The organism is Micromonospora sp. NPDC049240 (assembly GCF_040647835.1).
Lineage (GTDB): Bacteria > Actinomycetota > Actinomycetes > Mycobacteriales > Micromonosporaceae > Micromonospora.
Map to the genome: position 1 here is coordinate 292,574 of NZ_JBEZCX010000003.1, position 26,788 is coordinate 319,361.

The 26,788-nt window shown below is 73.5% G+C and carries 21 protein-coding genes and 1 riboswitch; of the genes, 10 read left to right on the forward strand and 11 right to left on the reverse strand.

Annotation, left to right across the window (positions count from 1 at the left end; all coding sequences use genetic code 11):
* Positions 1 to 212 precede the first annotated feature (212 nt).
* Positions 213 to 2,159, forward strand: coding sequence for a bifunctional copper resistance protein CopD/cytochrome c oxidase assembly protein (locus AB0B02_RS06610; RefSeq protein WP_357297452.1), 1,947 nt, complete (start codon positions 213 to 215; stop codon positions 2,157 to 2,159).
* 136 nt (positions 2,160 to 2,295) lie between these two features.
* Positions 2,296 to 3,744, forward strand: coding sequence for a PepSY-associated TM helix domain-containing protein (locus tag AB0B02_RS06615; protein ID WP_357297457.1), 1,449 nt, complete (start codon positions 2,296 to 2,298; stop codon positions 3,742 to 3,744).
* Between the two features lie 87 nt (positions 3,745 to 3,831).
* Here AB0B02_RS06615 and AB0B02_RS06620 read toward each other — a convergent pair whose 3' ends face one another.
* Entirely contained in the window at positions 3,832 to 4,413 is a 582-nt protein-coding gene (locus tag AB0B02_RS06620; RefSeq protein ID WP_281942027.1) for a TetR/AcrR family transcriptional regulator, read from the reverse strand.
* A gap of 68 nt (positions 4,414 to 4,481) precedes the next feature.
* Here AB0B02_RS06620 and AB0B02_RS06625 point away from each other — a divergent pair, with 68 nt between their 5' ends.
* The 8 genes from AB0B02_RS06625 (at position 4,482) to AB0B02_RS06660 (ending at position 14,864) form a co-directional block, all read left to right on the forward strand.
* Complete coding sequence (locus tag AB0B02_RS06625; RefSeq protein ID WP_281942029.1) at positions 4,482 to 5,495, forward strand: hypothetical protein; 1,014 nt, start codon at positions 4,482 to 4,484, stop codon at positions 5,493 to 5,495.
* Positions 5,496 to 5,553: 58 nt separating this feature from the next.
* Positions 5,554 to 6,777, forward strand: coding sequence for a cytochrome P450 (locus AB0B02_RS06630; RefSeq protein ID WP_357297464.1), 1,224 nt, complete (start codon positions 5,554 to 5,556; stop codon positions 6,775 to 6,777).
* Positions 6,778 to 6,868: 91 nt separating this feature from the next.
* A complete protein-coding gene (locus tag AB0B02_RS06635; RefSeq protein ID WP_357297467.1) occupies positions 6,869 to 7,129 on the forward strand; it encodes a hypothetical protein in 261 nt (86 codons plus the stop codon).
* Positions 7,129 to 8,079 carry an acetylhydrolase gene (locus tag AB0B02_RS06640; RefSeq protein WP_357297470.1) on the forward strand — a complete coding sequence of 317 codons (951 nt, stop codon included), beginning with the start codon at positions 7,129 to 7,131 and terminating at the stop codon, positions 8,077 to 8,079. Before AB0B02_RS06635 ends, AB0B02_RS06640 begins: the two co-directional genes overlap by 1 nt.
* Positions 8,080 to 8,225: 146 nt before the next feature.
* Positions 8,226 to 8,435: riboswitch (cobalamin riboswitch) on the forward strand.
* Positions 8,436 to 8,556: 121 nt separating this feature from the next.
* Positions 8,557 to 10,938 carry a ribonucleoside-diphosphate reductase subunit alpha gene (locus AB0B02_RS06645; RefSeq protein WP_357297473.1) on the forward strand — a complete coding sequence of 794 codons (2,382 nt, stop codon included), beginning with the start codon at positions 8,557 to 8,559 and terminating at the stop codon, positions 10,936 to 10,938.
* A gap of 23 nt (positions 10,939 to 10,961) precedes the next feature.
* Positions 10,962 to 11,957, forward strand: a complete 996-nt coding sequence (locus tag AB0B02_RS06650) for a ribonucleotide-diphosphate reductase subunit beta (protein WP_357297638.1) — start codon at positions 10,962 to 10,964, stop codon at positions 11,955 to 11,957.
* Positions 11,958 to 12,108: 151 nt separating this feature from the next.
* Positions 12,109 to 14,343: a hypothetical protein gene (locus AB0B02_RS06655; protein ID WP_357297476.1), complete on the forward strand. Its 2,235-nt coding sequence runs from the start codon at positions 12,109 to 12,111 to the stop codon at positions 14,341 to 14,343.
* Positions 14,337 to 14,864 (forward strand): hypothetical protein, encoded by a 528-nt coding sequence (locus AB0B02_RS06660; RefSeq protein ID WP_281942037.1) that lies wholly within the window; start codon positions 14,337 to 14,339, stop codon positions 14,862 to 14,864. Before AB0B02_RS06655 ends, AB0B02_RS06660 begins: the two co-directional genes overlap by 7 nt.
* On the opposite strand, the gene AB0B02_RS06665 is transcribed toward AB0B02_RS06660, so the two are convergent.
* The 10 genes from AB0B02_RS06665 to AB0B02_RS06710 form a co-directional block, all read right to left on the reverse strand.
* Complete coding sequence (locus AB0B02_RS06665) at positions 14,861 to 15,625, reverse strand: helix-turn-helix transcriptional regulator (RefSeq protein ID WP_281942039.1); 765 nt, start codon at positions 15,623 to 15,625, stop codon at positions 14,861 to 14,863. The genes AB0B02_RS06660 and AB0B02_RS06665 overlap by 4 nt on opposite strands.
* A 128-nt stretch (positions 15,626 to 15,753) precedes the next feature.
* The gene (locus AB0B02_RS06670; protein ID WP_281942042.1) at positions 15,754 to 16,755 is read right to left on the reverse strand and encodes a hypothetical protein; all 1,002 of its coding nucleotides are present in this window, start codon (positions 16,753 to 16,755) and stop codon (positions 15,754 to 15,756) included.
* Between the two features lie 265 nt (positions 16,756 to 17,020).
* Complete coding sequence (locus tag AB0B02_RS06675) at positions 17,021 to 17,941, reverse strand: ROK family protein (RefSeq protein WP_281942043.1); 921 nt, start codon at positions 17,939 to 17,941, stop codon at positions 17,021 to 17,023.
* Complete coding sequence (locus AB0B02_RS06680) at positions 17,938 to 19,389, reverse strand: lyase family protein (RefSeq protein ID WP_281942045.1); 1,452 nt, start codon at positions 19,387 to 19,389, stop codon at positions 17,938 to 17,940. The genes AB0B02_RS06675 and AB0B02_RS06680 overlap by 4 nt, the downstream gene beginning before the upstream one ends.
* A complete protein-coding gene (locus AB0B02_RS06685; protein WP_281942047.1) occupies positions 19,386 to 20,357 on the reverse strand; it encodes an amidohydrolase family protein in 972 nt (323 codons plus the stop codon). Before AB0B02_RS06685 ends, AB0B02_RS06680 begins: the two co-directional genes overlap by 4 nt.
* Positions 20,354 to 21,172 (reverse strand): creatininase family protein, encoded by an 819-nt coding sequence (locus AB0B02_RS06690; RefSeq protein ID WP_357297485.1) that lies wholly within the window; start codon positions 21,170 to 21,172, stop codon positions 20,354 to 20,356. Before AB0B02_RS06690 ends, AB0B02_RS06685 begins: the two co-directional genes overlap by 4 nt.
* Entirely contained in the window at positions 21,169 to 22,953 is a 1,785-nt protein-coding gene (locus AB0B02_RS06695) for an iron ABC transporter permease (protein ID WP_281942051.1), read from the reverse strand. Before AB0B02_RS06695 ends, AB0B02_RS06690 begins: the two co-directional genes overlap by 4 nt.
* A 55-nt stretch (positions 22,954 to 23,008) precedes the next feature.
* Positions 23,009 to 24,082: an ABC transporter ATP-binding protein gene (locus AB0B02_RS06700; RefSeq protein ID WP_281942052.1), complete on the reverse strand. Its 1,074-nt coding sequence runs from the start codon at positions 24,080 to 24,082 to the stop codon at positions 23,009 to 23,011.
* Positions 24,083 to 24,191: 109 nt separating this feature from the next.
* Complete coding sequence (locus AB0B02_RS06705) at positions 24,192 to 25,241, reverse strand: extracellular solute-binding protein (RefSeq protein ID WP_281942054.1); 1,050 nt, start codon at positions 25,239 to 25,241, stop codon at positions 24,192 to 24,194.
* Between the two features lie 37 nt (positions 25,242 to 25,278).
* On the reverse strand, positions 25,279 to 26,442 hold the full coding sequence (locus AB0B02_RS06710) for an ROK family protein (protein WP_281942055.1): 1,164 nt from the start codon (positions 26,440 to 26,442) through the stop codon (positions 25,279 to 25,281).
* Between the last annotated feature and the right edge of the window lie 346 nt (positions 26,443 to 26,788).

Sequence of the window (26,788 nt, forward strand, 5' to 3'; positions counted from 1 at the left end):
CCCGATTCGAAACCAGGTTCCGCACCGTGCACCAGCCCACGTCGCCCTCGTCCCACCACCGGTCCGATCCCGCCGTGGCCGTCCCGGCCGCGACGGGCGTCGCCGCGTCCGCAGCCGGCCCAGCGGCGACCGCCGACGCGCCCGGGGCCAGCCGTCCCGGGGCCGGAGCCGGACCGCTGGGAGATGGTCCGCATGGCTGGCTCGTCGGGCTGGTGGCGGCCGGTTCGGCGGTGGCCGTGCTGCTGCTCGCGCTGCGGGCCGGTGGCGCGCTCGCCGCCGCGATCCCCGGCCTGCCCGATCCCGGCCCGGTGACCACCTGGGCGCTACCGGCGGTACGGCTGTCAGTCGACGGGCTGGCCACGCTCACCGTCGGCTTCGCGGTGACCGCCGCGTTCCTGCTGCCCGGCGACGGCACAAGCGTCTCCGCGCACGGCTGGTTGCTGCTGCGCCGTGCCGGCCTGGCCGCGGCCGGCTGGGCCGTGGCCGCCCTGACGCTGCTGGTGCTCACCGTGTCCGACCTGCTCGGCGTGCCGCTCGACCGGCTCGGCGCGGTGAGCGTGGTCAGCTTCGGCGTCGACATCACGCAGGGGCGGTCGTTGCTGGTGCAGGCCGGACTGGCGGCGGTCGTGGCGGTGGCGGCCCGGGTCGGCGTGTCCCGTCGCACGGCCGCGGTCGCCGCCGGGTTGGCGCTGGTCGGTCTGCTCCCTCCGGCGCTGACCGGCCACGCCGCCGGCGCGGGCAACCACCAGATCGCGGTGTCCAGCCTCGCGCTGCACGTGCTCGCCGCCGCGCTGTGGGCCGGCGGCCTGGCCGCGCTCCTGACCGTCCGCCGCAGCCGGCACCTGCCCGGCGCCGCCGGGCGCTACAGCCGGCTCGCCCTCGCCTGCTTCGTCGCCGTCACGGTCAGCGGCCTGGCCAACGCCGCGGTCCGCCTCGGCGCGGTGGACCAGCTCTGGCAGTCCCGGTACGGGTGGCTGGTGCTCGGCAAGCTGGCCGCGCTCGTGCTGCTCGGCCTGCTCGGCGCCGCCCACCGCACGCGCACCCTGCCGGACCTCAGCGCCGGGCGGCGCGGTGCGTTCGCTCGGCTCGCCGCCGGGGAACTGGTGGTCTTCGCCGCCACGGTCGGCCTGGCCGTGGCGCTGTCACGCAGCCCGGCCCCGGTTGCCGAACCAGTCGACGCCGACCCGGTGACCGAGGTGCTCGGCTTCCCGATGCCGGCCGCGCCCACCGCGGCACACCTGCTCGGGCAGCCGCTGCCCGACCTGTTCCTCCTGACCGTGACCGTGGTCGGTGTCGGCGGCTACCTGGCCGGGGTGCGCCGGCTGCGCCGGGGCGGGCACCACTGGCCGGTGGCCCGCACCGCGAGCTGGGTCGGCGGGCTGCTGGTGCTGGCCGCCGCCACCGGCCTCGGCTTCGCCCGCTACGCCTACGTGCTGTTCAGCGCGCACATGGCGCAGCACATGGTGCTGTCCATGGTGGTGCCGATCCTGCTGGTCGGCGGCGCCCCGGTCACGCTCGCCCTGCGGGCGCTGCGCCGTCCGACCGAACCAGGCGTACGCGGCGCCCGGGAGTGGCTGCTGCGCGCCCTGCACAGCCGGGCCACCCGGCTGCTCACGAACCCGCTGGTGGCGCTCGGCAGCTACACCGCCGGCCTGTTCGGGCTCTACTTCAGCGACCTGCTCGGCACGCTGATGCGGTCCCACCTCGGGCACCTGGCCATGCTGGGGCACTTCGTGGTCTCCGGCTACCTGCTGTTCTGGGTGCTCGTCGGCACCGATCCGGGCCGACCCCGGCTCCCCCACCCGATCCTGGTGCTCATCCACCTGGCCTCGATGATGGCGCACGGCTTCTTCGGGCTCGCGCTGATGCAGACCACCACCGTCATCGCCCCGGACTGGTACCTCGGTGTGCACCCCGGCTGGGCCGCATCACCATTGGAGGACCAGAGGCTGGGCGCCGGCATCGCCTGGGCGTTCGGCGAGATTCCGGCCGCCGTCGTCATGGTCCTGCTGGTCCGGCAGTGGATCCGAGCCGACCAGCGCGAGCAGCGCCGCCTCGACCGGGCCGCGGACCGGGCCGAGGCCACCGGGGAGGACGACGACCTGGCCCGCTACAACGCGTTCCTCGCCGCCGCCGCACGCGAGCCCGACCGGAACTGATCGGCACATCGGCGGGAACTTCCGCGCGACCCGGCCCGACCATCCACCCGGGAGGCGGCAACCGCGCACCACGGCACGGCTCGACGGGCAGCGGGCCGGCCATTCCCCGTTCCTCGTTCCGATCGGAGTTGCCCACGTGTCCGTGACCGAACTGCCCGGCGACCGCGCGCCGGCTTCCCCCACCGCGCCGGCCGACCCGGCCCGGCCGGCGCGTCGGCCCACGCCGCTGACCGCGCTGCTGACCCGCCTGCACTTCTACGCCGGCATCCTCGTCGCGCCGTTCCTGCTGGTCGCCGCGCTCACCGGGCTGGCCTACACGCTCACCCCGCAGCTCGACGACGCGCTCTACGGCGACAAGCTCACCGTCTCCACCGTCGGCGAGCAGCCCCGACCGCTCGCCGAGCAGATCGCCGCCGCCCGTGCCGCGCACCCCGACGGCACGCTCACCGGGGTGCAGCCCGGCGACGGCGACCGGACGACCCGGGTGGTGTTCGCCCGCGACGACCTCGGCGACCGGCAGCACACCGTCTACGTCGACCCGTACACCGCCCGGGTGTCCGGGCAGCTGACCACCTGGTTCGGCTCGACGCCGGCCACCACCTGGCTGGACGACCTGCACCGTAACCTGCACCTGGGCGATGTCGGCCGGCACTACTCGGAGATCGCGGCGAGCTGGCTGTGGGTGCTGGCGCTGGGCGGCGTGGTGCTGTGGTGGCGTCGGCGCGCCGCCGGCCGGGCCCGCGTCCGGCACCTGCTGGTACCCGACCTGTCCGCCGGTCGGGGCGTGCGGCGCACCCGGGGCTGGCACGCCACGACCGGCGTCTGGCTCTCCGTCGGCCTGCTGTTCCTCTCCGCCACCGGCCTGACCTGGTCGCGCTACGCCGGGGCGAACTTCGGCGCCGGCCTGGACGCGCTGCGCGCCGGTGCCCCCGCGATCTCCACCGCACTCGCCGGCCCGCCACCGGCCGCCGGTGGCGGACACCAGCACGGCGGGTCGTCCGTCGCCCCGGCGGCGGACCCGGCGACCTACGACCGGGTGCTGGGCAGTGCCCGCGCCGCCGGCCTGTCCGGGCCGGTCGCGATCACCCCCGCGGCTGAGGACGGCACCGCGTGGACGGTCGCGCAGACCGACGACGTGTGGCCGGTCGGGTACGACCGGGTCGCCGTCGACCCGGTCGCCGGCACGGTCACCGCCCGCAGCGACTTCGCCGACTGGCCGGTCTTGGCGAAGCTCAGCAAACTCGGCATCCAGGCACACATGGGCCGGCTCTTCGGACCGGTCAACCAGGCCCTGCTCGCCGCGCTCGCGCTCGGTCTGCTCTGCGTCGTCGTCTGGGGGTACCGGATGTGGTGGCAGCGCCGCCCCACCCGCACCGACCGCCGGACCCCGCTGGGCGCGCCGCCGACCCGTGGGGCGGTACGCGGGGTGCGCCGGGGGGTGCTGCTGGTCGGGGTGCCGGTGGTGGTGGCGCTCGGCTGGGCGCTGCCCTGGTTCGGCGGCCCGTTGCTCGGCTTCCTCGTGCTCGACGGCGTGCTCGGGCTGCTCCGCCGGCGACGCCCGGCCCCGGTGCCGAGCGGGTCCTGAGGCCGCGCGACCGCCGATCCGCGAACCGTCCGGCGGGCCGGTGCCACTGCCGGTCCAGCCGGGGCCGCCGTGCGGGTCGGCGCCGGGTCAGCCGTGGCCGCGCACCAGGGGCAGGAACACCTCGTCCACGATCTCGACAAGCACCTCGTCGGGGACCGAGGGGATGCCGCGCATCGCGTACTCGGCGCGGAGCAGCATCATCGGCGCCGTCGCCACCCGGGGCCGGGCGGCCGCCGCCGGCGCCTCGCCCCGGGCCGCGGCCCGCTCCAGCATCCCGAGCCACGCGCGGTCCATGGTGTCCGCACCGGACCGCTCCCGCATCAGGGTGAGCAGCTCCGGGTCGTCGGCCGCGGCGGCGAGCAGGCCGCGCAGGATCGTCCCGTGCGGCGAGGACCACGTCTCGTTGGCCCGCCGGAGCATCTCCAGCGCGTCGCCGCGCAACGTTCCGGTGTCCGGGTTCGGCATGGCGGCGTCGGACAGGTGGCGGTACGCCGCGATGCCCAGCGCCGCCCGGTGCGGCCACCGGCGGTAGATGGCGTTCTTGTTGGTGCCGGCACGGGCGGCGACCCGGTCCATCGTCATCCCCGAATATCCGGATTCGCGCAGCTCCGCCGCGGCGGCGTGCAGGATCGCCCGTTCCAGTTCCTCGCCCCGGCGCCTCGTGCCCATGGCTTGCAGGGTACTCGACGTACCCTGTAGGGTACGCGGCGTACCTTACGAACGGGGAGGAACGCGAGATGCGCGTCTTCGGCATGAACTACGACACCGGCTTCGTGAGCGCCGGGTCCACCACCCACGAACCCTTCGACCCGGCGACCGTACGGCGCGACCTGCGGGTCATCCGGGACGAGCTGCACTGCGACGCGGTGCGGATCACCGGCGGCGTCCAGGACCGGCTGGAGCTGACCGCGCGCCTGGCGGCCGAGACGGGGCTGGAGGTGTGGTACTGCCCGTTCACCAACGGCCTGGACCGCGCCGGGCTCATGGCGTTCCTGCTCGACGGCGCCGAACGGGCCGAGCGGCTGCGACGCGAGGGCGCCTCGGTCGTCTACCTCACCGGCTCCGAGATCTCCATGTTCACCGAGGGCTTCCTGCCCGGCCGCGACCTGACCGAGCGCCTGACGCTGTTCACCGATCCGATGCGGATGCGGGAGGCGGTCCCGGTCGCGCGGGCCGCGGTGCGCGACTTCTTCGCCGACGCGGTTCCCGCGGTGCGCGAGCGGTTCGGTGGCCCGGTCGGATACGCCTCGATCCCCCTCGAAGGCGTCGACTGGACTCCGTTCGACATCATCGCCAGCGACGCCGGCTACCGCGACGCCACGAACGCGGCAGCGTTTCCGCAGAGCCTCGCGGCGGCGGTCGGCCAGGGCAAGCCGTACGCCGCCACGGAGTTCGGCTGCTGCACGTATCGGGGCGCCGCCGACGTCGCGGGCGCGACGGAACCGGTGACCTACGACGAGCACGGCCGGGCGGAGAAGCTCACCGCGACGCTGGAGCGCGACGAGGAGGGCCAGGCCCGCTACCTCGTCGACCTGCTGCGCGACTACGAGGCGGGCGGGGTGGAGGCGGCGTTCGTCTACACGTTCGCGAACCGGCACCTGCCCACCACCGGGGACCCGGAGCACGACTACGACCTGGCGGCCCGGGGCATCGTGCGGGTGCTGCCGGACGGCTCGTGGACACCCAAGGCTGCCTTCCACGCCCTCGCCGAGTACGGCCGCGCCCGCGCGTCGAGCCGGTCGGCCGGCTAGGCGTCCGACCCCGACGGCGGGGCCCCCGCCGTCGGGACCGAGCTGGCACTGTGGACGGATGACGGACACCGACGCCCGCCGGCCCCACCCCTTCTACCAGGACGCCGACGGCGTCAACCGGCCGCCCGGCCCGCGCAAGCACCCCGACTACGCCCGGTTCGCCGCCGGCTCTCCGGTGGTGCCGATCGTGCGCCGGGTCCGCGGCGAGCCGGTTCCGGCGCTGCTGATCTGCCGGTACGCCGACGTACGCGAGGTGCTGCGCCGGCAGGACGTCTTCTCCCGGGCCGCCGCCGCGTACGCCGACGAGGTCGACGTGTCCGGCACCATGCTCGGCATGGACGGGGCCGAGCACGCCCGGGTGCGCGGCACCGTGAAGGACGCGTTCACCCGACCGGCCGTCGACGGGCTGCGCGACGCGGTCCGCACCGCGGCCGAGGAGCGGCTCACCGCCATGGTGGGCCGGGGTGCACCGGCGGACCTGGTCCGCGACTTCGCCGTCCCGTTCGCACTGGACGTGATCTGCGACCTGCTCGGTCTGCCGGCCGACGACCGGATGCGGTTCCGCCGGTGGGGCGACATGTTCCTCGGCGCCGGCGACCTGAGCCGCGAGGAGGCGGCCCGGTCCGCCGAGGAGATGGGCGGCTACCTGTGGGAGCAACTCGAACAGCGACGCCGCCGACCCGGCGACGACCTGCTCGGCCGGATCGCGACCGCCGCCGCCGACCAGCCGGTGGACGTCCAGATCAAGCTGCCGATCTCACTCGTGGTGGGTGGCTGGGAGACCACGGCCAGCTCGATCGCCACGTTCGTCCACGTGCTCCAGACCGAGCCGTACGGGCCGGCCGGCACCGGTTGGACGTACCTTGTCGCGCACCCCGAGCGGCTGGACGGCGCGGTCGCCGAACTGGAGCGGCTGCACTCCACCGCGAACGGCGACGAGATGCCGCGGCGGGTGATGACGGACGTGACGCTGCCCAGCGGCGCCCGACTGGCGGCGGGCGACATCGTGGTCCCCTCGCACGACGCCGCCAACCGCGACCCGGCGGTGTTCCCGGACCCGGAACGGATGGACTTCGACCGCGCGCCCACCCCGCACCTGTCCTTCGGGCACGGCGCGCACTACTGCATCGGGGCCCACCTGGGCGCGCTGGAGGTCCGCACCGCGCTCGCCCTGCTGCTGCGGGAGCTGCCCGGCCTGCGCCTCGCGGTGCCGCCGGACGAGGTGCCGTGGAAGCCGGGCCACGCCATCCTCGGCCCGGTCGGGCTGCCGGTCACCTGGTAGGCGCGGCACCCGGCCGTGGACCGGGGCACGCACTTGCATCTATACACTCGGTATATATACTGAGTGAATAAGCTGCCGAGGAGGATCACTGATGACCGAGACATCCGTCCCCGAACACGGCATGACCCGCCGCACCCTGGTCCGGGCCGCGTTGGCGGTGGGAGCCGGCGCGTCGATCGGCGTCGCCGGCGGCACGCCGGCGGCACGCCGGCGGCCACGGCCCAACCGGGGCCGGCCCGGCTCACACTGCCCACACCGACCGGACCCCACCCGGTCGGCACCGTTGCGCTGCACCTGGTCGACCGGTCACAACCGGACCCCCTCGCCGGGCCGGAACGGTATCGAGAGCTGATGGTCAACGTCTGGTATCCGGCCCGGGACGTGTGGCGGCACCCCCGCGCCGAGTGGATGACCGCCGCGTCGCTACGTGCGCTGCTGGAGTCCTCCGGGTTCGACCCCGACGCGGTGCGGGCGCCGCTGACCGCCGGACACGAGGGCGCGCCGGTGCGACGTGCCGCCCGTCGGCTGCCGGTGGTGGTCTACTCGCACGGCGCGGGCAGCCACCGCTCGGACACCACCATCGCGGTCCAGGAACTCGCCAGCCACGGATACGCGGTGGTCACCGTGGACCACACGTACGACGGGCCCGTCGAGTTCCCGGACGGCCGGGTGACCGTGCGGGAGGACGCGTACGACTCGACGCCCTGGACCTACACGCGGGACGTTCGGTTCGTGCTGGACCAGATCGGCGTCCTCGCCGCCGGGGGCAACCCCGACGTCGACCGCCGGCCGCTCCCGGTCGGGCTGGGCGCGGCGCTGGACCCGCACCGGATCGGCATGTTCGGCTGGTCGAAGGGGGGCACCGCGACCGCGCTCACCATGGGCACCGACCCGCGGGTACGCGCCGGACTGAGCTTCGACGGGCCGATGCTGTCACAGCCGCGGCCCACCATCGACCTGGACCGGCCGTTCATGCTGATGACGGCGGAGTACACGCGCGTCACCGAGCCCGCCGTCGCCGAGTTCTGGTCGCACCTGCGCGGCTGGCGGCTCAACGTTCAGGCCGCTGGCGCGCTCCACCAGTCGTACGGCGACAACCAGTGGCTGGTGCCGCAACTGGCGCGGGTGATCGGGATGAGCGACGAGGAGCTCACCGGCTGGATCGGCACCCTCGACCCCGCCCGCGCGGTACGCATCCAACAGGCGTACCCGTTGGCCTTCTTCGACAGGCACCTGCGGCACCGGGGTCACCTGCTGCGCGGCCCGAGCCGCTCCTTCCCCGAGGTGTCGTTCGTGGCCTGAGCCGATCGGTGGGCGGCGGTGTTAAGCGGGGCCCCCTCCTCTACCGGAGGCGTTAACAAGGGGCCCCGCCTTCACCTCCAGCGGTGAGACGCAGCCGACACGCCCGACGCGACATCTGGTGTTGCCCACCGGCCATCGCCGCCATATATGGTGTCCCCGCAGCTGGTTCGGCCGCGCCTGAACGGCGCGGCCGAGGCAAGAGGGAACCCGGTGGAAGTCCGGGACTGCCCCGCAGCGGTGAGTGGGAACGACCGCCGTCATCAGCACTGGGCCACCGGCCTGGGAAGCGACGGCCAGTAGGCGACCTCGTGTCACGCCCGCGAGTCCGAAGACCTGCCAGCGCGCCGTGCGCTGCCGCGCGCGGCGGTCGAAGGTCGCGCGGGACGACCGACGCCAGCAGCCGGGCCGGTCCTGCGTGCCGTGCCCGTTGGCGTTCTCCCGCCGGCCGAGACCATCGGTGACAGCGAGGGAGAGGTCATGACGGTCGTGCGGGAGAGTCAGCGGTCCGGTGCCACCGGGCCGGAGCAGCGCCGGCTGGCGATGCGGGTCCGCAAGCGGGACGGCGACACCGAGCCGGTCGACGTCAACCGGATCGTCCGGGCGGTCGAGCGCTGGGTCGCCGACCTGGACGAGGTCGATCCGCTGCGGGTCGCCACCAGGACCATCAGCGGGCTCTACGACGGGGCGAGCACCGCGGAGCTGGACCGGTTGTCGATCCGGACCGCGGCGGAGCTGATCGGCGAGGAGCCGCAATATTCCAGGTTGGCGGCCCGGCTGCTGGCCGCGTACGTGGCCGAGGAGGTCCGCGGGCAGCAGGTGACGCGCTTCAGCGAGTCGATCGGGTACGCGCACGGGCTGGGGCTGATCGGTGACGACACCGCCGCGTTCGTGGCCCGCCACGCCGGTGAGCTGGACGACGCCGTGGACCCGGCCGGTGACCTGCGGTTCGAGTACTTCGGACTGCGTACCGTGGCGGACCGTTACCTGCTGCGGCACCCGGAGTCGCGGCTGGTGGTGGAGACGCCGCAGTACTGGCTGTTGCGGGTGGCCTGCGGGCTGTCGCACACCCCGGCCGAGGCGGTCGGTCTCTACCGGCTGATGTCCAGCCTGGCCTACCTGCCCAGCTCCCCCACGCTGTTCAACTCGGGCACCCGGCACACCCAGATGTCGTCGTGCTTCCTGGTGGACTCGCCCCGCGACGAGCTGGACTCCATCTACGAGCGCTACCACCAGGTGGCGAAGCTGTCGAAGTTCTCCGGCGGCATCGGCATCTCCTGGTCCCGGGTGCGCGGCCGGGGCGCGCTGATCCGGGGCACGAACGGGCGGTCGAACGGCATCGTGCCGTTCCTCAAGACGCTCGACGCCGGGGTGGCGGCGGTGAACCAGGGCGGCCGGCGCAAGGGCGCGGCCTGCGTCTACCTGGAGCCGTGGCACCCGGACGTGGAGGAGTTCCTGGAGCTGCGGGACAACACCGGCGAGGAGTCCCGGCGGACCCACAACCTCAACCTGGCCAACTGGATCCCGGACGAGTTCATGCGCCGGGTCGAGGCGGACGAGGACTGGTCGCTGATCGACCCGTCCGACGCGCCGGAACTGCCCGACCTGTACGGCGAGGCGTTCGACGCCGCGTACCGGGCGGCCGAGAAGAAGGCGGTCCGCACGGTCCGGGCCCGTGACCTGTACGGGCGGATGATGCGCACGCTCGCGCAGACCGGCAACGGGTGGATGACGTTCAAGGACGCCGCGAACCGGCTGTCCAACCAGACCGGCGAGCCGGGCAACGTGATCCACCTGTCCAACCTGTGCACCGAGATCCTGGAGGTCAACGACGACGCCGAGACCGCGGTGTGCAACCTCGGTTCGGTGAACCTCGGCGCGCACGTCACCGCCGACGGGGTCGACTGGGAGAAGCTGCGGGCCACGGTGCGCACCGCGGTGGTGTTCCTGGACCGGGTGATCGACATCAACTACTACCCGGCCGCGCAGGCGGCGGCGTCGAATCCGCGCTGGCGGCCGGTCGGGCTGGGACTGATGGGCCTCCAGGACGCGTTGTTCACGCTGCGCCTGCCGTTCGACTCACCGGCGGCGCGGGAGCTGTCCACCCGGGTGCAGGAGGAGATCCTGCTGACCGCGTTGGAGACCTCCGCCGGGCTGGCCGAGCGGTTCGGGCCGCATCCCGCGTACCCGCGGACCCGGGCCGCGAAGGGCGACCTGCACCCGGACCTGTGGGGCGCGACGCCGACCCAGGTCGACAGGTGGGCGGCGTTGCGGGCGCGGATCGCCGCGTACGGGCTGCGCAACTCGCTGCTGGTGGCCATCGCGCCGACGGCCACCATCGCCTCGATCGCCGGCTGCTACGAGTGCGTCGAGCCGCAGGTGTCGAACCTGTTCAAACGGGAGACCATGTCCGGCGAGTTCCTCCAGGTCAACACGTACCTGGTGCGGGAGCTGAAGGCGCGTGGCCTGTGGACGCCGCAGGTCCGCGACCGGATCAAGCGGGCCGAGGGCTCGGTGCAGGGCGTCACCGAGCTGCCCGCCGAGGTGCGGGAGTTGTTCCGGACCGCGTGGGAGCTGCCGCAGCGGGCGCTGATCGACCTGGCCGCCGCGCGGGCGCCCTACGTCGACCAGTCCCAGTCGTTGAACCTGTTCCTGAGCGCGCCGACCATCGGCAAGCTCTCCTCGATGTACCGGTACGCCTGGAAGGCCGGGCTGAAGACCACCTACTACCTGCGGTCGCGTCCGGCGACCCGGATCCAGCAGGCCACCGTGGCCCCGGTGCTCGCCCCGGTGCCCGCCCGCGACGACGAGGCGCTCGCCTGCTCCCTGGAGAACCCCGAGAGCTGCGAGGCCTGCCAGTGACCACCGTGCCCGAGAACCGCCCGATGCTGCTCGACCCGGGCATGGACCTGACCCTGCGGCCGATGCGCTACCCGCACTTCTTCGACCGGTTCCGCGACGCCATCCGCAACACCTGGACCGTCGAGGAGGTGGACCTGCACGCCGACCTGGCCGACCTGGAGCGGCTCTCGCCGGCCGAGCGGCACCTGGTGTCCCGACTGGTCGCGTTCTTCGCCACCGGCGACACCATCGTCGCCAACAACCTGGTGCTCAACCTCTACCAGCACGTCAACTCGCCGGAGGGGCGGCTCTACCTGTCCCGCCAGCTCTTCGAGGAGGCGGTGCACGTCCAGTTCTACCTGAACCTGCTGGACACGTACGTGCCGGACGAGCGGGAGCGGTTCGCCGCGTTCGCGGCGGTGGAGAACATCCCGTCGATCGCCCGCAAGGCGGAGTTCTGCTTCCGCTGGATCGACTCGATCCACGAGCTGCGGGAGCTGCGCACCCGGTCCGACCGGCGGGCGTTCCTGCTCAACCTCATCTGCTTCGCCGCGTGCATCGAGGGGCTGTTCTTCTACGGCGCGTTCGCCTACGTCTACTTCCTGCGGTCCCGGGGGCTGCTCAACGGGTTGGCCTCCGGCACCAACTGGGTGTTCCGGGACGAGTCGATGCACATGGCGTTCGCGTTCGACGTGGTGGAGACCGTCCGCGCCGAGGAGCCGGAGCTGTTCGACGCCGAGCTGGAGCAGCAGGTCCGGGACATGCTCGCCGAGGCGGTGGAGTGCGAGGCGCAGTTCGCCGAGGACCTGCTCGACCAGGGCGTCTCCGGGATGTCGCCGGCCGACATGCGGCAGTACCTGCAACACGTGGCGGACCGGCGGCTGGCGGCGCTGGGCCTCGCGCCGATGTACGGCAGCGGCAACCCGTTCGCGTTCATGGAGTTGCAGGACGTGCAGGAGCTGTCGAACTTCTTCGAGCGGCGGGTGTCGGCGTACCAGGTCGGGGTGACCGGCAGCGTCACGTTCGACGACGACTTCTGACCCCGCGTCCCCGTCCCGGCCGCCGTCCACGGCCGGGACGGGACCGTCCCCGGATACGCGCATGCGCGTATCGCCCGCGGCGCCTCCGATCCGCACAGTTGTCTGCGCCGATCCCCACCCGGGCGTCGGCGGACGAGGGGGGAACCGCACCATGAAACGGATACGTCGACGGCTGCGGCCGTTGCTGGCGGCGGCACTGGCCACGGTGGTCGGGGTGACGTTCGCCGCCGCGCTGCCGGCCGCGCCGGCCGCGGCGAGTTACGGCTCCACGGTCACCGTCACGGCGAACGAGATGCACACCACGGAGTGCCTGGACCGGGTCTGGCTGGTCGTCTGCGACCCGCCGGAGCTGTTCGGCGTCGCGATCATCACGCAGGACGACGGCCAGCAGCAACGCTGTGAGATGGCGCTGCCGGCGGCCTCCGGCACGGACATCGTCGGCGACCGCACGGTCTGCGCCGGGCGGTCGGTCACCGGCAACTTCCGGGTCAACTTCGAGCTGTGGGAGGACGACTCCACCGAGGGCGGCAGCCGTGAGCAGGCCGACCTCAACCCGGGCACGGCGAAGGACTGGGCGACCACGAACCTGCTCGGCGGCCGGGCCGGGGTGTCCCGGTGGACCACCAGCGGCGGGCCGTCCCGGGCGATCTTCACGGTGACGGTCGCGGCCCGACCGACGAGCATCGCCATCTCGTCGCCGTCGCCGACCGGCACGCCGCGCGAGTTCGACCCGCGGCTCGGCGAGCGGCTGATGATCAGCGGATCGCTGTCGGTGCCGTCGGCGCTGCGGTTCACCGTCACCTCGCAGGCCACCGGGGCATCGATCGTGCTGGCCGAGGCGCCGTTCTACGGCGGCGCGTTCAACATCGACTGGGACGGCCGCTGGTCCGACGGGTCGTACGCGGCCGTGGGCGGGTACACGATCACGGTGGTCGACCCGGTCGACGCCGGCTCGGCACGGACCACCCAGGCCCGGGTCATCCAGCGGGTCGGGCTGGCGTTCACCGGCATGACCAGCCAGCCGGCCACGAACTGGCAGTACCGCAGCGGCCCGATCGTGGTGAGCGCGGTGGCGACGGCCGCCGGCACGTTCCGGATGCGGGTGACGCGCGGCGGCGTCGAGGTGTTCCGCAGCGCCGACCAGCGCCGCGCCGCCGGCCCGATCTCGTTCTCCTGGACCGGCCGGCACGCCGACGGCTCCTGGGCCACGCCCGGCAGCTACGTGTTCACGCTGGAGGGCACCGCCGACGACGGGCGGGCCTTCCCGGCCGCCTCCCGTACCGTGCCGGTCAGCGACCCGCCGCCCGGCCTGGAGGTGTACGCGCTGGCCGAGCCGGGCGTCCCGGCGGTCAACCCGCAGGCGGTGCCCGGCACGTCGATCCGCGCCAAGGTGGTCGCCACCGACCACACCGCCCGGCCGGCGGCCCGGATCACCGTGGAGATGAGCCCGGCCGGCTGGATCGGACGCCCGGTGACGCTCGCGCCCCGCGTGGTGAAGACCTGCGAGCAGACCAGCGAGTGCCAGGCGGTGATCCCGGCGGACATCCTGGCCGGCGCGGCGGTCGCCTACCGGGTGACCGCCAGCGAGGCGGACGGGGTGCCGGAGGCACGCACCGCGACGGCGGACTGGCGGATCACCGACCTGAACCCGCCGGCGCCGTCGCAGACCCCGGAGGTGACCCTGGTGCCGCTGTGGCGGGCCAGCGTGCCGGCGGTGGTGGACGGGAACGGGCGGGTGAACACCCGGCCGCTGAACCAGAGCATCGACGTGGCGTACGCGCCGGGCACCGGCTACGACACCACCACGCTGGACGGCGCGCGGCAGTTCGGCAACGCGGTGGACGACAACGCGTGGCAGTTGCTGGGCATCCGGTCGCGGGTGTTCCCCAGCTCGATCGGCACGCACTGGTCGCAGGTGGGGATCTGGGTGCAGAACGTGCCGGTCGAGGTGACGGTCAGCCCGGACGGCGACGCGTTGTGCCGGCGCGGCGCCTTCAGCCCGGTCAGCTTCGCCGAGACCAACGGCGTGCTGCACACCGTCAACTGCCGGGACAACGCCTCCGGCTCGGTGTTCAGCGCCGACTCGCCGACCGTGGGCTGGCACGAGCTGCACCACAGCGCCTACCACGAGGGCGACGAGTACTGCTGCGACGGCGGCTACTGGTACGGCGAGGGGAAGAACACCTACCACTCGTTGACGGACTGCCGGCGGGGCGGGTCGGACGCGGGCACCTGCAACGAGATCACCGACGGCGTGACCCCGACCGGCTGGTGGCGCAGCGACGGCCCGATGGCCGACGTCATGATCGACAACTCGGTCGAGCGGGCCGACGACATCCGGGCCGCCGAGGCGACCTTCGCACGATGCGGGAGAGGGCAATGCTGAACCGACGTCTCCGTACCCTGGTGGTGGCCGCACTGGCGCTGCCGTTCCTCGGGGCCGTGGCGGTCGCCTCGCAGGCCGCGCCGACGGCGGCCGGCGCGGCGCCGGTGGTGCCGGCGCCGACCGTCGACCCGGCGAACCCGACCACCGGCACCCACCTGCGGCTCGGGCTGCGCGTGTCGGCGCGGGCCGCCACCCCGACCCTGCTGGAGATCGACCGGGGCTTCCCCTCGTCGCTGCGCGACTCCGGCGGGCCGTTCCAGCTCGTGGTGCGCGACGCCGCCGGGGCGGTGCTGGACACGCTGGCGCTCGACGACCCGCTCGCGGTCCGGGTGTACGACAGCAAGCGCAACGCGCACGACACGCCCCGGGTCAAGGAGGCGGACGTGGTGGTGGACCTGCCGGTCGCCGACACCGCGGCCGTGGTGGACGTGATCCTGGCCGACCGGCGGGTCGGCCAGGTCGAGATCGGGTCGCTGATCCGGGCCTGCCAGGGCGCGCCGCTGCCCTGCGCCACCATCTAGGACCGCCGGCCGGGCACCTCCAGGATGCCGAGTTCGACCGCCTTCATGACGGTGGCGACCGGCCCGGAGGTGCCCAGCTTGCGGTGCACGTGTTCCAGGTGCTTGCGGACCGTGCCGGCGGCCAGGCCCAGCCGGCGGGCGGTGGCCGGCACGGTCAGCCCGTCGGCGATGCCGCGCAGCACCTCCACCTCCCGCCCGGTGAGCGTCGCGCCGCCGGGGAGGGCGACGCCGGCGGGCAGGCAGGCCCGCCGGTGCACCGGGATCAGCGCCGGTTGCAGGCGGGTGAGCAGGTCCATCTCACGCGCGTCGAAGGCGCGGTCGCGGTTGAACTGGTACCAGCTCAGCACCGGGGTGGGCGCGACCACCAGGGTGACGGTGTGCGCGCCGATGCCACGCGGGGCGAGCACCTCGCGGTAGAGCGCGTGCTGCCGCCACTGCCGCTCCGACAGCACGTCGGTCACCTGCGCCGGCTCCCCCGGGTATCGGTGCGAGCGGCGGACCGTCGGCGCGAACAGCGGATGGTCGGTCACCTGGTGGTGCATCCGGTGGACCAGCGCCCGGTCCACCGGCCGGTCGGCGGCGAGGTCGGGCAGGCGCAGCGTGGCCAGGTCGAGTTCGGCGTAGGTGGACAGCTCGCTGTCGAGCCGGCGGGCGACGGCGGCGAGCACGGTGTCGACGAGCGCGGCGCCGCGCAGCGCCCCGATCCCGGTCGCCATCTCGCGTATCCACGCCTGGTCCGCCGCGGCGGTGGGAAGCGTCACGAGCGGACCCTAGGAGTCGGCACGGGATTCCCACGTCGGCAAGCCGACACCGGTCGCCTTCCCAACAGGAAAGGAGGGGGCCCCGCCCAGCGCATTGCGCATGAGCGGGGCCCCCGGTTAACACCTGCCTACTTGAGGAAGCGGTCGAGCGCCGCCTCCATGGTGCCGCTGTCCGGCGCCGCGTACGACCTCATCGTCACCTTGTTGTAGGAGATGAAGCTCGGGCAGCGGGCGGCCGGCGCGGTCACGGTGCCGCCGTCGCCGATCTTCTCGCCGGTCTTCGCCGCGTGGAACGTCAGCGTGTACCGCGAGGAGATGTAGTCGACCGTGACGGCCTTGCCGTCGCTGGCCTTGTACTGGCACTTCTTCGGCGTGCCCTCGCTGCCGTCGACCATCTTGAGGCAGCCGATCACCGAGACGGTGGCGAAGTCCGCCGACTTGGCGTAGTACGGCTTCTCCGAGCTGAAGGACTTCTGCGACCAGTACGACGGCCGGTCCGGGGAGTTCGAGAAGACGTACGCCTTCGCGTTCGCCGGGGTGGTGTACGGGGCGGCGTTGAGGATCGCCCCGCCGTCGCAGACCGCGGACATCTCGCTGGAGTAGCGGGCGGTCAGCGCGTCGTTGTTGGACGGCTCGTCCGGCCCGGTCGACTCCGGCCCGGACTGGCTCGGGACGGGCGTCGAGGTGTCGGGCCCGGGAGTCGTGCTGCCGGACGCGATCGGCGTCGGGTCGTCCTTGTCGTCCCCACCGAACGCGACGTAGGCGAGCCCACCGCCGCAGCACAGCAGCGTGAGCGTCACCGCGCCGGCGGCGAGGCCGACGATCAGCCCCTTCTTCGACTTGGCCGGCGGCGGGACCGGCGCGAACGGCGCCGGCGGGGGATAGCCGGGCTGCCCCTGGTACGGCGCACCCGGCTGGGCGCCGAACGGCGCACCGGAGGCCGGCTGCGTGCCGTAGGGCGCGCCGGACGCGGGCGGCGTGCCGTACGGGGCACCCGACGCCGGCTGCTGGCCGTAGGGCGCACCGGAGGCCGGCTGCTGGCCGTACGGCGCGTTGGGGTCGGGCTGGTTGCCCCACGCTCCGGCGTTCGGGTCCGGATAACCTCCGTAGGGAGGGTGATTGTCACTCATCTGAGGTTCTTCCACCTGTCGTCCGTGGTTCCGGCGATCAACCACCCCGCAGCGTAATGACGGGTGCAAATCCGCGATCACCGAAGTTCGATCGGTCTTCACCACCGGTGCCGGGTCGGTTCCGGTGCGTGCCCGGCGCGGCGCGTGGCCCGCCCGGCGACCGCACCCCACCAGGCCGGATCCGTTGCGGCACAACGGATGTCGACGTCGGGGCCGGTCACCGGGGGTATACAAAACTGTGACACACGCTACATCGGTAAAGCGCTCAGTATGGGACGGGCACCGTGTCCCGGGCCAGCGCCAGCGCGCCGTACAACGCCGAGTCGTCGGCGAAGCGGGAACGCACCACGTCGGGCGGGTGCGGCAGCGCCTCGGTCAGCCGGTCGACGAGCATCCGCCGGATCACCGCGCTGCGCGTCACGCCGCCGACCAGCACGATCCGCTGCGGATCGAGCAGCAGGCAGCAGGTCACCAGCGTCCGGGCCGCCTCGTCGACGCGGGCGGCCAGCGCGTCGCGCGCCGCGCCCGGCGCCTCGGCGGCGGCGGTGAGGCCGGCCGCCCCGTCCGGCACGCCGAGGTCGGCGGCGAGCCGGTCCAGCGCCCGGCCGGAGAAGTCCAGCTCCAGCATCGTCCCCGGCCAGGGCGCGCCGGCCACCGCGTACCCGATCTCGCCGGCCGCGCCGCGATGGCCCGGCAGCACCGCGCCGCCGACCGTCACGGCCGCCGCGATCCCGGTGCCGATGCCCACCACCAGCCCGGGGTCGACGCCGCGCAGCGCGCCCAGCCGCAGCTCGGCCAGCGCGGCGGCGTTCAGGTCGTTGTCCACCGCGACCCGGGGCACGTCCAGCGCGTCACGGACCGCGTCGGCCAGTCGCAGCCGTTCCCAGCCGGGCACGTTGGGCGCCAGGTCGATGCCGTCCGGGCGGACCACGCCGGGCGACGCCACGCCCGCGGCGGCGAGCGGGCCGCCGACCTCACCGACCAGGTCACCGGCGAGCTTCAGCGCCCGGGACAGCGCCTGCGGCGCGCCCTGCTCGGCGTGCGTGGGCACCCGCCGGTGGGCCAGCAGCCGGCCGTCGGCGTCGGACACCCCGACCGCCATCTTCGTGCCGCCGAAGTCGATGCCGAGCAGCAGCCCTGGCGTGCGCGTGCCGGTGACGGACGGATCGGACAGCCGCACGGTCACCGCGCCCCCAGCTCGGCGGCCACGGCGTCCAGCAGGTCGTCCGCCTGGCGCAGCAACCCCCGGACGGCGCTCAGCCGGTCGGCGACCGGGTCGAGCGCGGCGGAGAGCACCCCCACCTGGGTACGGACCGCGCGGGCGCCCGGCCCGTCGGCCTGCGCCCGCTGGAGCACCAGCTCCGGCCGGACCGCGGCGGCGATGAGGTCGGCGACCGCCGTGTCGTCGAGCGCACCGGTGATCCCGTCGGCGGCGGCGCGGACACCGTCCGGGGTCCAGGTGTCCGGCCCGCCGTCGCGCACCAGCCGGCCGACCAGCGAGTGCGCGGCCCGGAACGGCACGCCGTGGCGGGTCAACGCGTCCGCCGCCGCGGTGGTGGTCGCGCCGGAGGCGACGATCTCCTCCCGGCTGGGCGGGCTCAGCGGCGCGATCTCGGCGAGGAAGCCGCCGACCAGCGCGAAGAACCGCTCGGCCCGGTCGTTGCTCTCCCAGAGCCGCACCTGCACGTCGGTGGTGGCGTTGTTGGAGTCCTCCCACCAGGCGGCGCCCACGTTGTTGAGCACCGACGCGGCGTCCGCCGCGGCCTGCCCGGCGTACGAGACGAGGTGCTCCAGCACCACCGGGTTGCGCTTCTGCGGCATGATGCTGCTGCCCTGGGTGAAGTCCCCCGGCGTGGTGACCCACTGCCAGCTCAGCCAGTCCATCAGCGTGCGGGCCAGCCGGGCGCCGGTGGCCAGCGCCCGCGCGTTGAGCGTGCCGACCCGGACCAGGTGGTCGGCGCCGGCCACCGCCTCGTACGAGTTGGTGACCAGGCCGGCGAAGCCGAGCAGCTCGGCCACCCGGGCCGGGTCGATGTCCAGGTCGGTGCCGGCGAACGCGCAGGAGCCCAGCGGCGAGACGTTGAGCTGGTCGATCACGTCGGCGTACGCGGCGGCCTGGTTGACAAGCGCCTCGGCGTAGCCGGCCAGCGCGTGCCCGATGGTGGTGGGCTGGGCCGGCCGGCGATGGGTGTAGCCGGTGATGACCACGTCGGCGTACCGGTCGGCCTGGGCCAGCGCGGTGCGGCCGGTGTCCAGCACCCGCTGGAGCACCTCGACGAGCTGGTCGCGCAGCAGCATCCGGAACACGCCGGCGTCCAGGTCGTTGCGGCTGCGGGCGAGCTGCACGTCCAGTTCCGAGGTGGGAATGCCGCACGCCGCGGCGAGCCGCTTCTCCAGCAGGTAGTAGGTGTCCTCGAAGCTGCCGTCGTACGCCGGCAGGGCGGTGGTGTCGGCGCGCAGCTCGGCCAGGCCGCGCAGCAGCCGGGCCCCGCGGTCGGCGGGGATCAGCCGCTGCTCGGTCAGCATCACCACGTGCGCCTGGCTGGCGCGCACCATGGCCGGGTAGAGGTGCCCGACGTGGTGGTCGTAGGTCGGGGCCAGGTGGTGGCGCTGGTAGGTGGTCAGCGTGCTCATCGGGTTTCCTTCCGGTTCGCGGTCAGGCCGAGCAGCCGCTCGGCGTTCCCGGCGAAGATCGCGCGCAGGTGGTCCTCGGGCAGGCCCAGCTCGTGGCAGACGCGGAGCTGGTCGTCGAGGTAGCGGGTGACGTAGCCGCGCGGGAACCAGGACGAGTCGCTGCCGTAGACGATGCGGTGCGGGCCGATCGTCTCGTAGCAGCGGCGGAACAGGTCCTCCAGCGTGAGCCGGTACGGCATCCAGCGCACCCACTGGTTCGAGCCGGACGTGTCGATGGAGATGTTGGGGCAGCCCCAGGCGGCGAAGAACAGCTCCTGCACGTGCTGGACGCCGAAGTGCGGCACCACCACGTTCAGCTCGGGGAACCGGCGGGCCATCCGGACCAGCTCGTCCGGGCCGCCGTACCGGCCGACGGACAAGCCGCCGGCGCTGCCGTAGTGACCGATGTGGATCAGCACCGGCACGCCGAGACGCTGGGCGGTGGCCCAGAGCGGATCGAGGTCGGCGTGGTCGAGCGGGCCGCGCAGCAGCGGCGCGAACAGCTTCAGCCCGCGCAGCCCCCGCTCGGTGACCGCACGCTCCAGCTCGGCCGCCGCGGCTGCGCCGTAGGGGTCGTGGTGGGCGAGGCCGAGCAGCAGGTCGGGGTGGCGGTCGACCACGTCGGCGAGCGCGTCGTTGCCGCCGCCGGTGACGAAGACCGCCCGACGTACGCGCACCGCGCGCAGCTCCTCGGCCCACCGGTCCGCCTCGTCCTGCCAGCGCTCGGCGGGCGGCTCCGGGTCGGGGAAGCTCCAGGCCCGACGCCACTGCCGGGCGTACGGCGCGGACCCGGCGGCCCGCACCTCGCGTTCGTGCGTGCCGCCCGGGTGCATCCCGGCCGCGTCCTCGCAGGCGTGGATCGTCTCGTCGGCGCCGATGCGGAAGTGCAGGTGGAAGTCGACGACGTCCAGTCCCCGGTCGACTGTCACACGTCCTCCTGAGGTAGCGGGTCGGCGGTGGGCGGGGCCGGCATCGGGGCGGCCACCCAGGCGGCCACGATCTCGCGCAGCCGCGCGCCGGCCGTGGCGCGCACCGTCCGGCCGGCCTCCTCGCTGGCCCGCGACACGTGCCCGGACCAGCCCTGCCACGGGTCGGGGCGCGACTCGACGAGCACGTACGGGTGGGTCACCGGCAGCTTGGGGCGCGGCGGCAGGTCGGTGGCGGCGTCCAGGCGTACGGTCTGCGGCGCGAAGCCGAGCACGCCGGACGTCTCGTACGCGCCGCCGTGCCCGCGGGCGACCACGTCGCCGTAGAGCGCGCCGGTCTCCGCCGGGGTGACCAGTTGGAACCAGTTGACCAGCAGCAGGCTGGCGGTGCGCCGCCCGGAGACCCACTCCATGGCGGCCCGCACGGTGGACATGTTGGCGTCGTGGCCGTTGACCACCAGCAGTCGGGGGAAACCGGCCGCCACGATGCCCTCGATCACGTCGGCGAGGTAGCCGACCGCGATCTCCGGCCGGATCGCCACCGTGCCGGGCCAGGGGCGGGTCTGGCCGGGGCAGGCCGCGTACGCGACCGGCGGGAACAGCACGCCGCGCGGGCCGGGCCCGGGCGCGGCGCTCTCGCCGGCGAAGCCCTCGGCCAGGATGAGGTCGGCGCCGAGCGGCAGGTGCGGCCCGTGCCACTCGACGGCGCCGACCGGCAGCACCGCGAAGTCGGCCGCCGCCACGACGTCGGCCAGTTCGCCGCCGGGGACCTCGGCGGCGGGCAGCAGCCCACCGCCGGCCGGCCACAGGTTCGTCACGCCGTCCACTTCGTCGCCTCCCGGGCGGCCCGGCCGCCGTTCTGCAAACGGCCGGAGACCACCATCACCACGAAGATCAACACAACCTGGAGCATGCCGTACGCGGCGGCGGTGCCGACCTCGAACGAGTACATCCGGTTGTTGATCTCCACCGAGATCGGCGCGGTCTCCGAGGTGTAGATGAGCACCGAGGCGACGAACTCGCCGACGCCGTTGACGAACGCGAGCAGCGCGCCGGCCAGCACGCCCGGCAGCATCAGCCGCAGCGTGACCGTGCCGAACGCCCGCGCCCAGGACGCGCCGAGGTTGCGGGCGGCCTCCTCCAGCGACGGGTCGAGCTGGGCCAGCGTGGCCGAGCTGGACCGGAACACCAGCGGCAGGAACCGCACGAAGTACGCCAGCGGCATGATCCAGAACGTGCCGATCAGCACCTGACCGAAACTGAACGCGTTACCGGTGCTGAACGCCGAGATCAGGTTGATCGCCACCACCGTGCCGGGCAGCGCCCAGGCCAGCATGACCGCGACGTCGAGCAGGCCACGCCCGCGGAAGTCGAGCCGGCGCACCGCGTACGCGATGAGCACGCCGACCACGACGCAGCCGACGGTGGCCAGCAGGCTCATCTGGAGCGAGTTGACGATCGGCCGGTACGCGTCCGGGTCGGAGAAGATGGTGACGAAGTTCTGCGTGGTGTAGCCGGACGGGATCACCTCGGTGGTCCACGTCCCGTCCTCGGAGAACGCCACCAGCGCGATGGTCGCCACCGGGGCGAGCAGCACCACCACGGCGAGCAGCGAGGCGGCCAGCGCCAGCCAGCGGGCGAACGGGTTGGTCAGCTCGCGGCGGTGGCTGGCCACGCCCTTGGACTGGGAGCGGTAGCTGCGCCGCCCCTCGTACCAGCGCATGCCGAGCAGGAACAGCACCGAGACGACCGCCAGCACCGACGCGTAGGTCGAGGCCATCGGCAGGTCACCGTTGGTGCGGTTGATGTAGATCTGCATGGTCATGGTGCGGTCCACCCCGAACAGCAGCGGAGCGGTGTACGACGCCAGCGACGTCATGAAGACCAGCAGTGAGGCGGAGACCAGCGCCGGGGTGAGCATCGGCAGCAGCACGGTCCGCCACACCCGCACCCGGCCGGCGCCCAGGTTGTAGGCGGCCTCCTCCACCGACGGGTCCATGCCCATCAGCGCGGCGGACGTGGCCAGGTAGAAGAACGGGTACATGGTGAACGTGTGCACCACCAGCACACCGGCGATGCCGCTGAACGGCAGCACCGGGTTCTCGGTGCCGAGGAGCTGTTGCAGCGCCCGGGGCAGGATGCCGGTCTCGCTGTAGAGGAGCTGGAACGAGATCGCCCCGATCAGCGGCGGCAGCGCCGCCGGCACCAGGATGATCGCCTCGATGAGCCGGCGGCCGGGGAACGAGAACCGCTTCAGCAGGAACGCCATGGCCACGCCGACGACGCCGCACAGGAACACGCTCGCGGCGCTGATCATCAGCGAGGTGAGCAGCGCGGAGCGGGCCACGCCGTCGCCGGTGAGGAAGCTGGCCCAGTTCTCCGGGCCGTCCACGCCGACGCTCTCGCCGAACGTGGCGAGCATCGGCTGCACCACGTAGCCGAAGAGGATCAGGACCAGCGGGAACACCAGGAGGTACGGGAACCAGCGCGAGTTGGCGTTGAGCTGCGGGCGGCGGGAGCGCCGGCCGCCCGGGGGCGTCGGGTCCTCGGTGATCGGCGGGACGGTGGCCGCGCTCGGGGTCGCGGGGATGGTGCTCACAGCGTCACCTCAGTTCGCGACTGCGGGGCTCGCAAACCCGGCTCACTCCTCGCGCTCACGCCCCCACCACCCACATCCGCTCCGGCGGTAGACGCAGCCCGACCTGGTCGCCCACGGCCAGCCCGGCCGGGACGTCGATCGCGGCCACCTGCACCGGCTCGCCGGCGACGTCGACCAGCAGGTTGGTGGCCATGCCGGTGAACTCCAGCTCGGTGACCCGGCCGGGCAGCGCGCCCTCGTCGGTGGCCGAACCGAGCGTGATGTGCTCGGGCCGCACGCTGACCAGCGCGGTGCCGCCCTCGCGGAGCCCGTGGTCGACAGGCGCGGCGACCGGGACCTCCCAGCCGCCGGGCAGCGACACCGTCAGGCGCTCCGGGCCGGCGGTCACCACCGGCAGGCTGAGCACGTTGCTGCGGCCGATGAACCGGGCCACGAACGAGGTGGCCGGCCGGTGGTAGATCTCCTGCGGCGTGCCTACCTGCCGGACCCGGCCGGACTCCATCACGGCGATCCGGTCGGACATGGCCATCGCCTCGGCCTGGTCGTGGGTGACGTAGAGCGCGGTGGTGCCGGACTCCTTCTGGATCCGGCGGATCTCGACCCGGGTCTCCTCGCGCAGCTTGGCGTCGAGGTTGGACAGCGGCTCGTCGAGCAGCAGCGTGCGCGGCCGGATCACCAGCGCCCGGGCCAGCGCGACGCGCTGCTGCTGGCCGCCGGAGAGCTGGTCGATGCGGCGGTCGCCGTACCCGGCGAGGTGGACCTGCCCGAGCGCCTCGTCGATGCGGCGCTTCGCCTCGGCCCGACCGACCTTGCGGATCTTCAGGCCGTACGCGACGTTCTGGGCGACGCTAAGGTGCGGGAAGAGCGCGTAGTTCTGGAACACCATGCCGGTGTCGCGCTTGTTCGGCGGGCGGTTGGTGACGTCCTCGGCGCCGAACCGGATCCGGCCCGAGCTGGGGAAGTAGAAGCCGGCGACCATGCGCAGGGTGGTGGTCTTGCCGCAGCCGCTCGGGCCGAGCAGGGTGAAGAACTCCCCCGCGCCGATGCGGAGGTCGACGTCGTCGACCGCCGCGGTGTCGCCGGCACGCGGGAAGCGCTTGCTCACCGACTCCAGCGTGACATCGATCATGATGTCTCTCCTTGCGTCCGGTAACCGGATCGGACCGGTGACGGGGTGGGTGGTGCGGGACGGCGACGGCGGGACGCCGGGCGCGCGTGGCACCCGGCGTCCCGGCCGGTCAGCCCTTGTTCTTGATCTGGCTGTTCCAGTGGTTGATCCACTCGGTCTCGTTCTTGCCGATCACGTCCCAGTCGACGTCCAGCGGCTTGAGGTTGAGCTGGGCCAGCCACTCCGGCTTCTCCGCGATGTCCACGGCCGGGATCTGGTAGTAGTCCTTGGCCAGCTCGGCGCGGAGCGAGTCGTCGAAGAGGAACTCCAGGAACTTCTGCGCGCCCTCGCTGTTGCCGCCCTTGACCTGGGCCAGACCGTCGACCAGCACCGGGGCGCCGGAGGTCGGCATCACGTAGCCGAACGGCATGTTGGCCTGGTTGGCCTGGAGCAGGATGTCCTGGAGGTTCCAGGCGCTCAGCGTGCCCTGCTGGCGGGACAGCTTCAGGTAGAGGTCGGTGGGGTTGGCGGCGTACGCGCCGGTGTTGGCGTCGAGCTTCTTCAGCCAGTCGTAGCCGGGCTGCGGGTTGCTGCCGTCCGGTGACTGCCGCACGATCATCGAGGCGTAGATCGACCGCATGGTGCCGGACGCGGCCACGTCCCGGATGATGATCTTGTCCTTGAACTCCGGCTTCAGCAGGTCGTCCCAGTCCTTCGGGGCCTGCTCCGGGGTGAGCGCCTTGTTGTTGTACATGATGACCTCGGGCAGCAGGATCTCGCCGAACCACCGGCCCTGCGGGTCCTTGTACTTCTCGTCCATCTTGTCGGCGAACGACGGCTTCCAGCTCGTGAGCAGGTCCTCGGAGGCGCCCGACGCGAGACCCTGCTGGGTGCCGCCCCACCAGACGTCGGCCTGCGGGTTGGCCTTCTCCGCCCGGACCCGCTCCAGGATCTCCTGGGCGCCCAGGTTGAGCACCTCGACCTTGCCCTTGTACTCGGGGTACTTGGCGGTGAACTTGTCGACGACGAAGGTGGTGACCTTCTTGTCGCGGGCCGTGTAGATCGTCAGCTTCTCGGCCTCGCCGGAGCCGGAGCCGGAGTCACCGGAGCCGCCGCCGCAGGCGGTGCCGGCGGCGAGGACGGTGGCGAGCGCACCGGCGAGCAGGAGTCGACGTCTCATGGGGTACCTCCGAGGGGTGTTGTGGGGGGTGGAGCGGTCAGGGAGCGGGTAGCAGGGTGGACAGGCCGGACGCGGCGGCCGACAGCGCGTAGCTGACCGCGCCGTGCAGCACCGCCTGGTCGCCGAGGACCGCGCGGCGGACCTCGGTCGGGCTGGGCGCGCCGGCGGACACCAGCGCCTGGAGCCGGTCCACGGCGGCGTCGTCGAGGTCGGCCGCGGCGCCGCTGAGCAGCACCCGGCCCGGGTCGATCACGCAGGCGCAGGAGACGATGAGCCGGGCCCAGGCGGCGAGCACCTCGGCCAGGTACGCGCCGGCCCGCTCGTCGGCGGCGGCCAGCTCGACGAGCGCCCGTACCGGCGCGGCCGGCCGTCGGCCCGGGGCCAGGGCCACCACCCGCTCGGCGATGGCGCCGGCGGACCAGCGGGCCTCGAACGGACCGATGCCGTCGTGCCCCCGGTCGGCCGGGTCGAGCGGCAGGAAGCCGACCTCGCCGGCCGCGCCGCCGGAGCCGCGACGGACCTGCCCGTCCAGCACCAGCCCGGCGCCGATGCCGTCGGCGACGTGCAGCAGGAGCAGGTCGGCGACGTCGGTCCCGGCGCCGGCCGCGTGCTCACCGGCGGCCATCAGGTTCACGTCGTTGTCGACCACCACCGGCACGCCGAGCCGCCGCTGCACCGACTCCCCCACCGGGCGCGCCTCGACCAGCCCGACCGAGGGGGCGAGCCGGACCGCGCCGCCGGTGGAGACGCCGGGCGCGGCGATGGCCACGCCCCGCAGCGCGGGCAGCCCGTCGCCGGCCAGTTCCGGCACGGCGGTGCAGATCAGGTCGACGATGTCGCCGGTACGCCGCACCGTGCGGTGGGCGATGACGGCGCCGTCGCTGTCGGCGATCTCGCAGCTGATCCGGGCCGGTTCCAGCGCGACGGCGGCGACCAGCTCGGCGCGGGGGTTGAACTCGAGGATGGCGCGGGGGCGGCCGGCCCGGGAGGCGCCGGGGCCGCGCTCGATCAGGTAGCCCTCGGCAATCAGGTCCCGGACCAGCGGGGTGAGCGTGGCGGGGCTCAGCCCGGTCAGCTCGGTCAGCTCGGCACGGGACAGCACCCGGGCGGAGCGGGCGGCGGAGATGACGCTGCTGCGCTTGATCTCCTTCGACCGCTCCCGGCTGACCGGGCTCGTCGGTGGGGTCACCACGTCTGTCACACTTCCTTCCTACGGCGAACGAACTATTGCGTCAAGTCACGATCTGGTCTCGCGGGCGCGGCACCCCGAGCCGCGAACTGGACAAATGGCAGTGTTGGACGCGTCCGGACGGGGCTGGTTCCGTCGATGCCACCACCTCGGCACCCACGATCAACCCGCCTTTAGTTCGCGTCACGAAGAAATACCGTCGCGCCCTTCTCCTGAGCGCCGTGATGACCCTGCCATTGAGGACAGTCACCCTTCCGGCCGGGGCGTCGACCAGCCGCCGGCAACTCTCCGACGCCCGGCGCCTGTCGAGCTGAGAGCAGAAACGACTCACCGGCCGCACCTTCGACCGGCCCCTGCC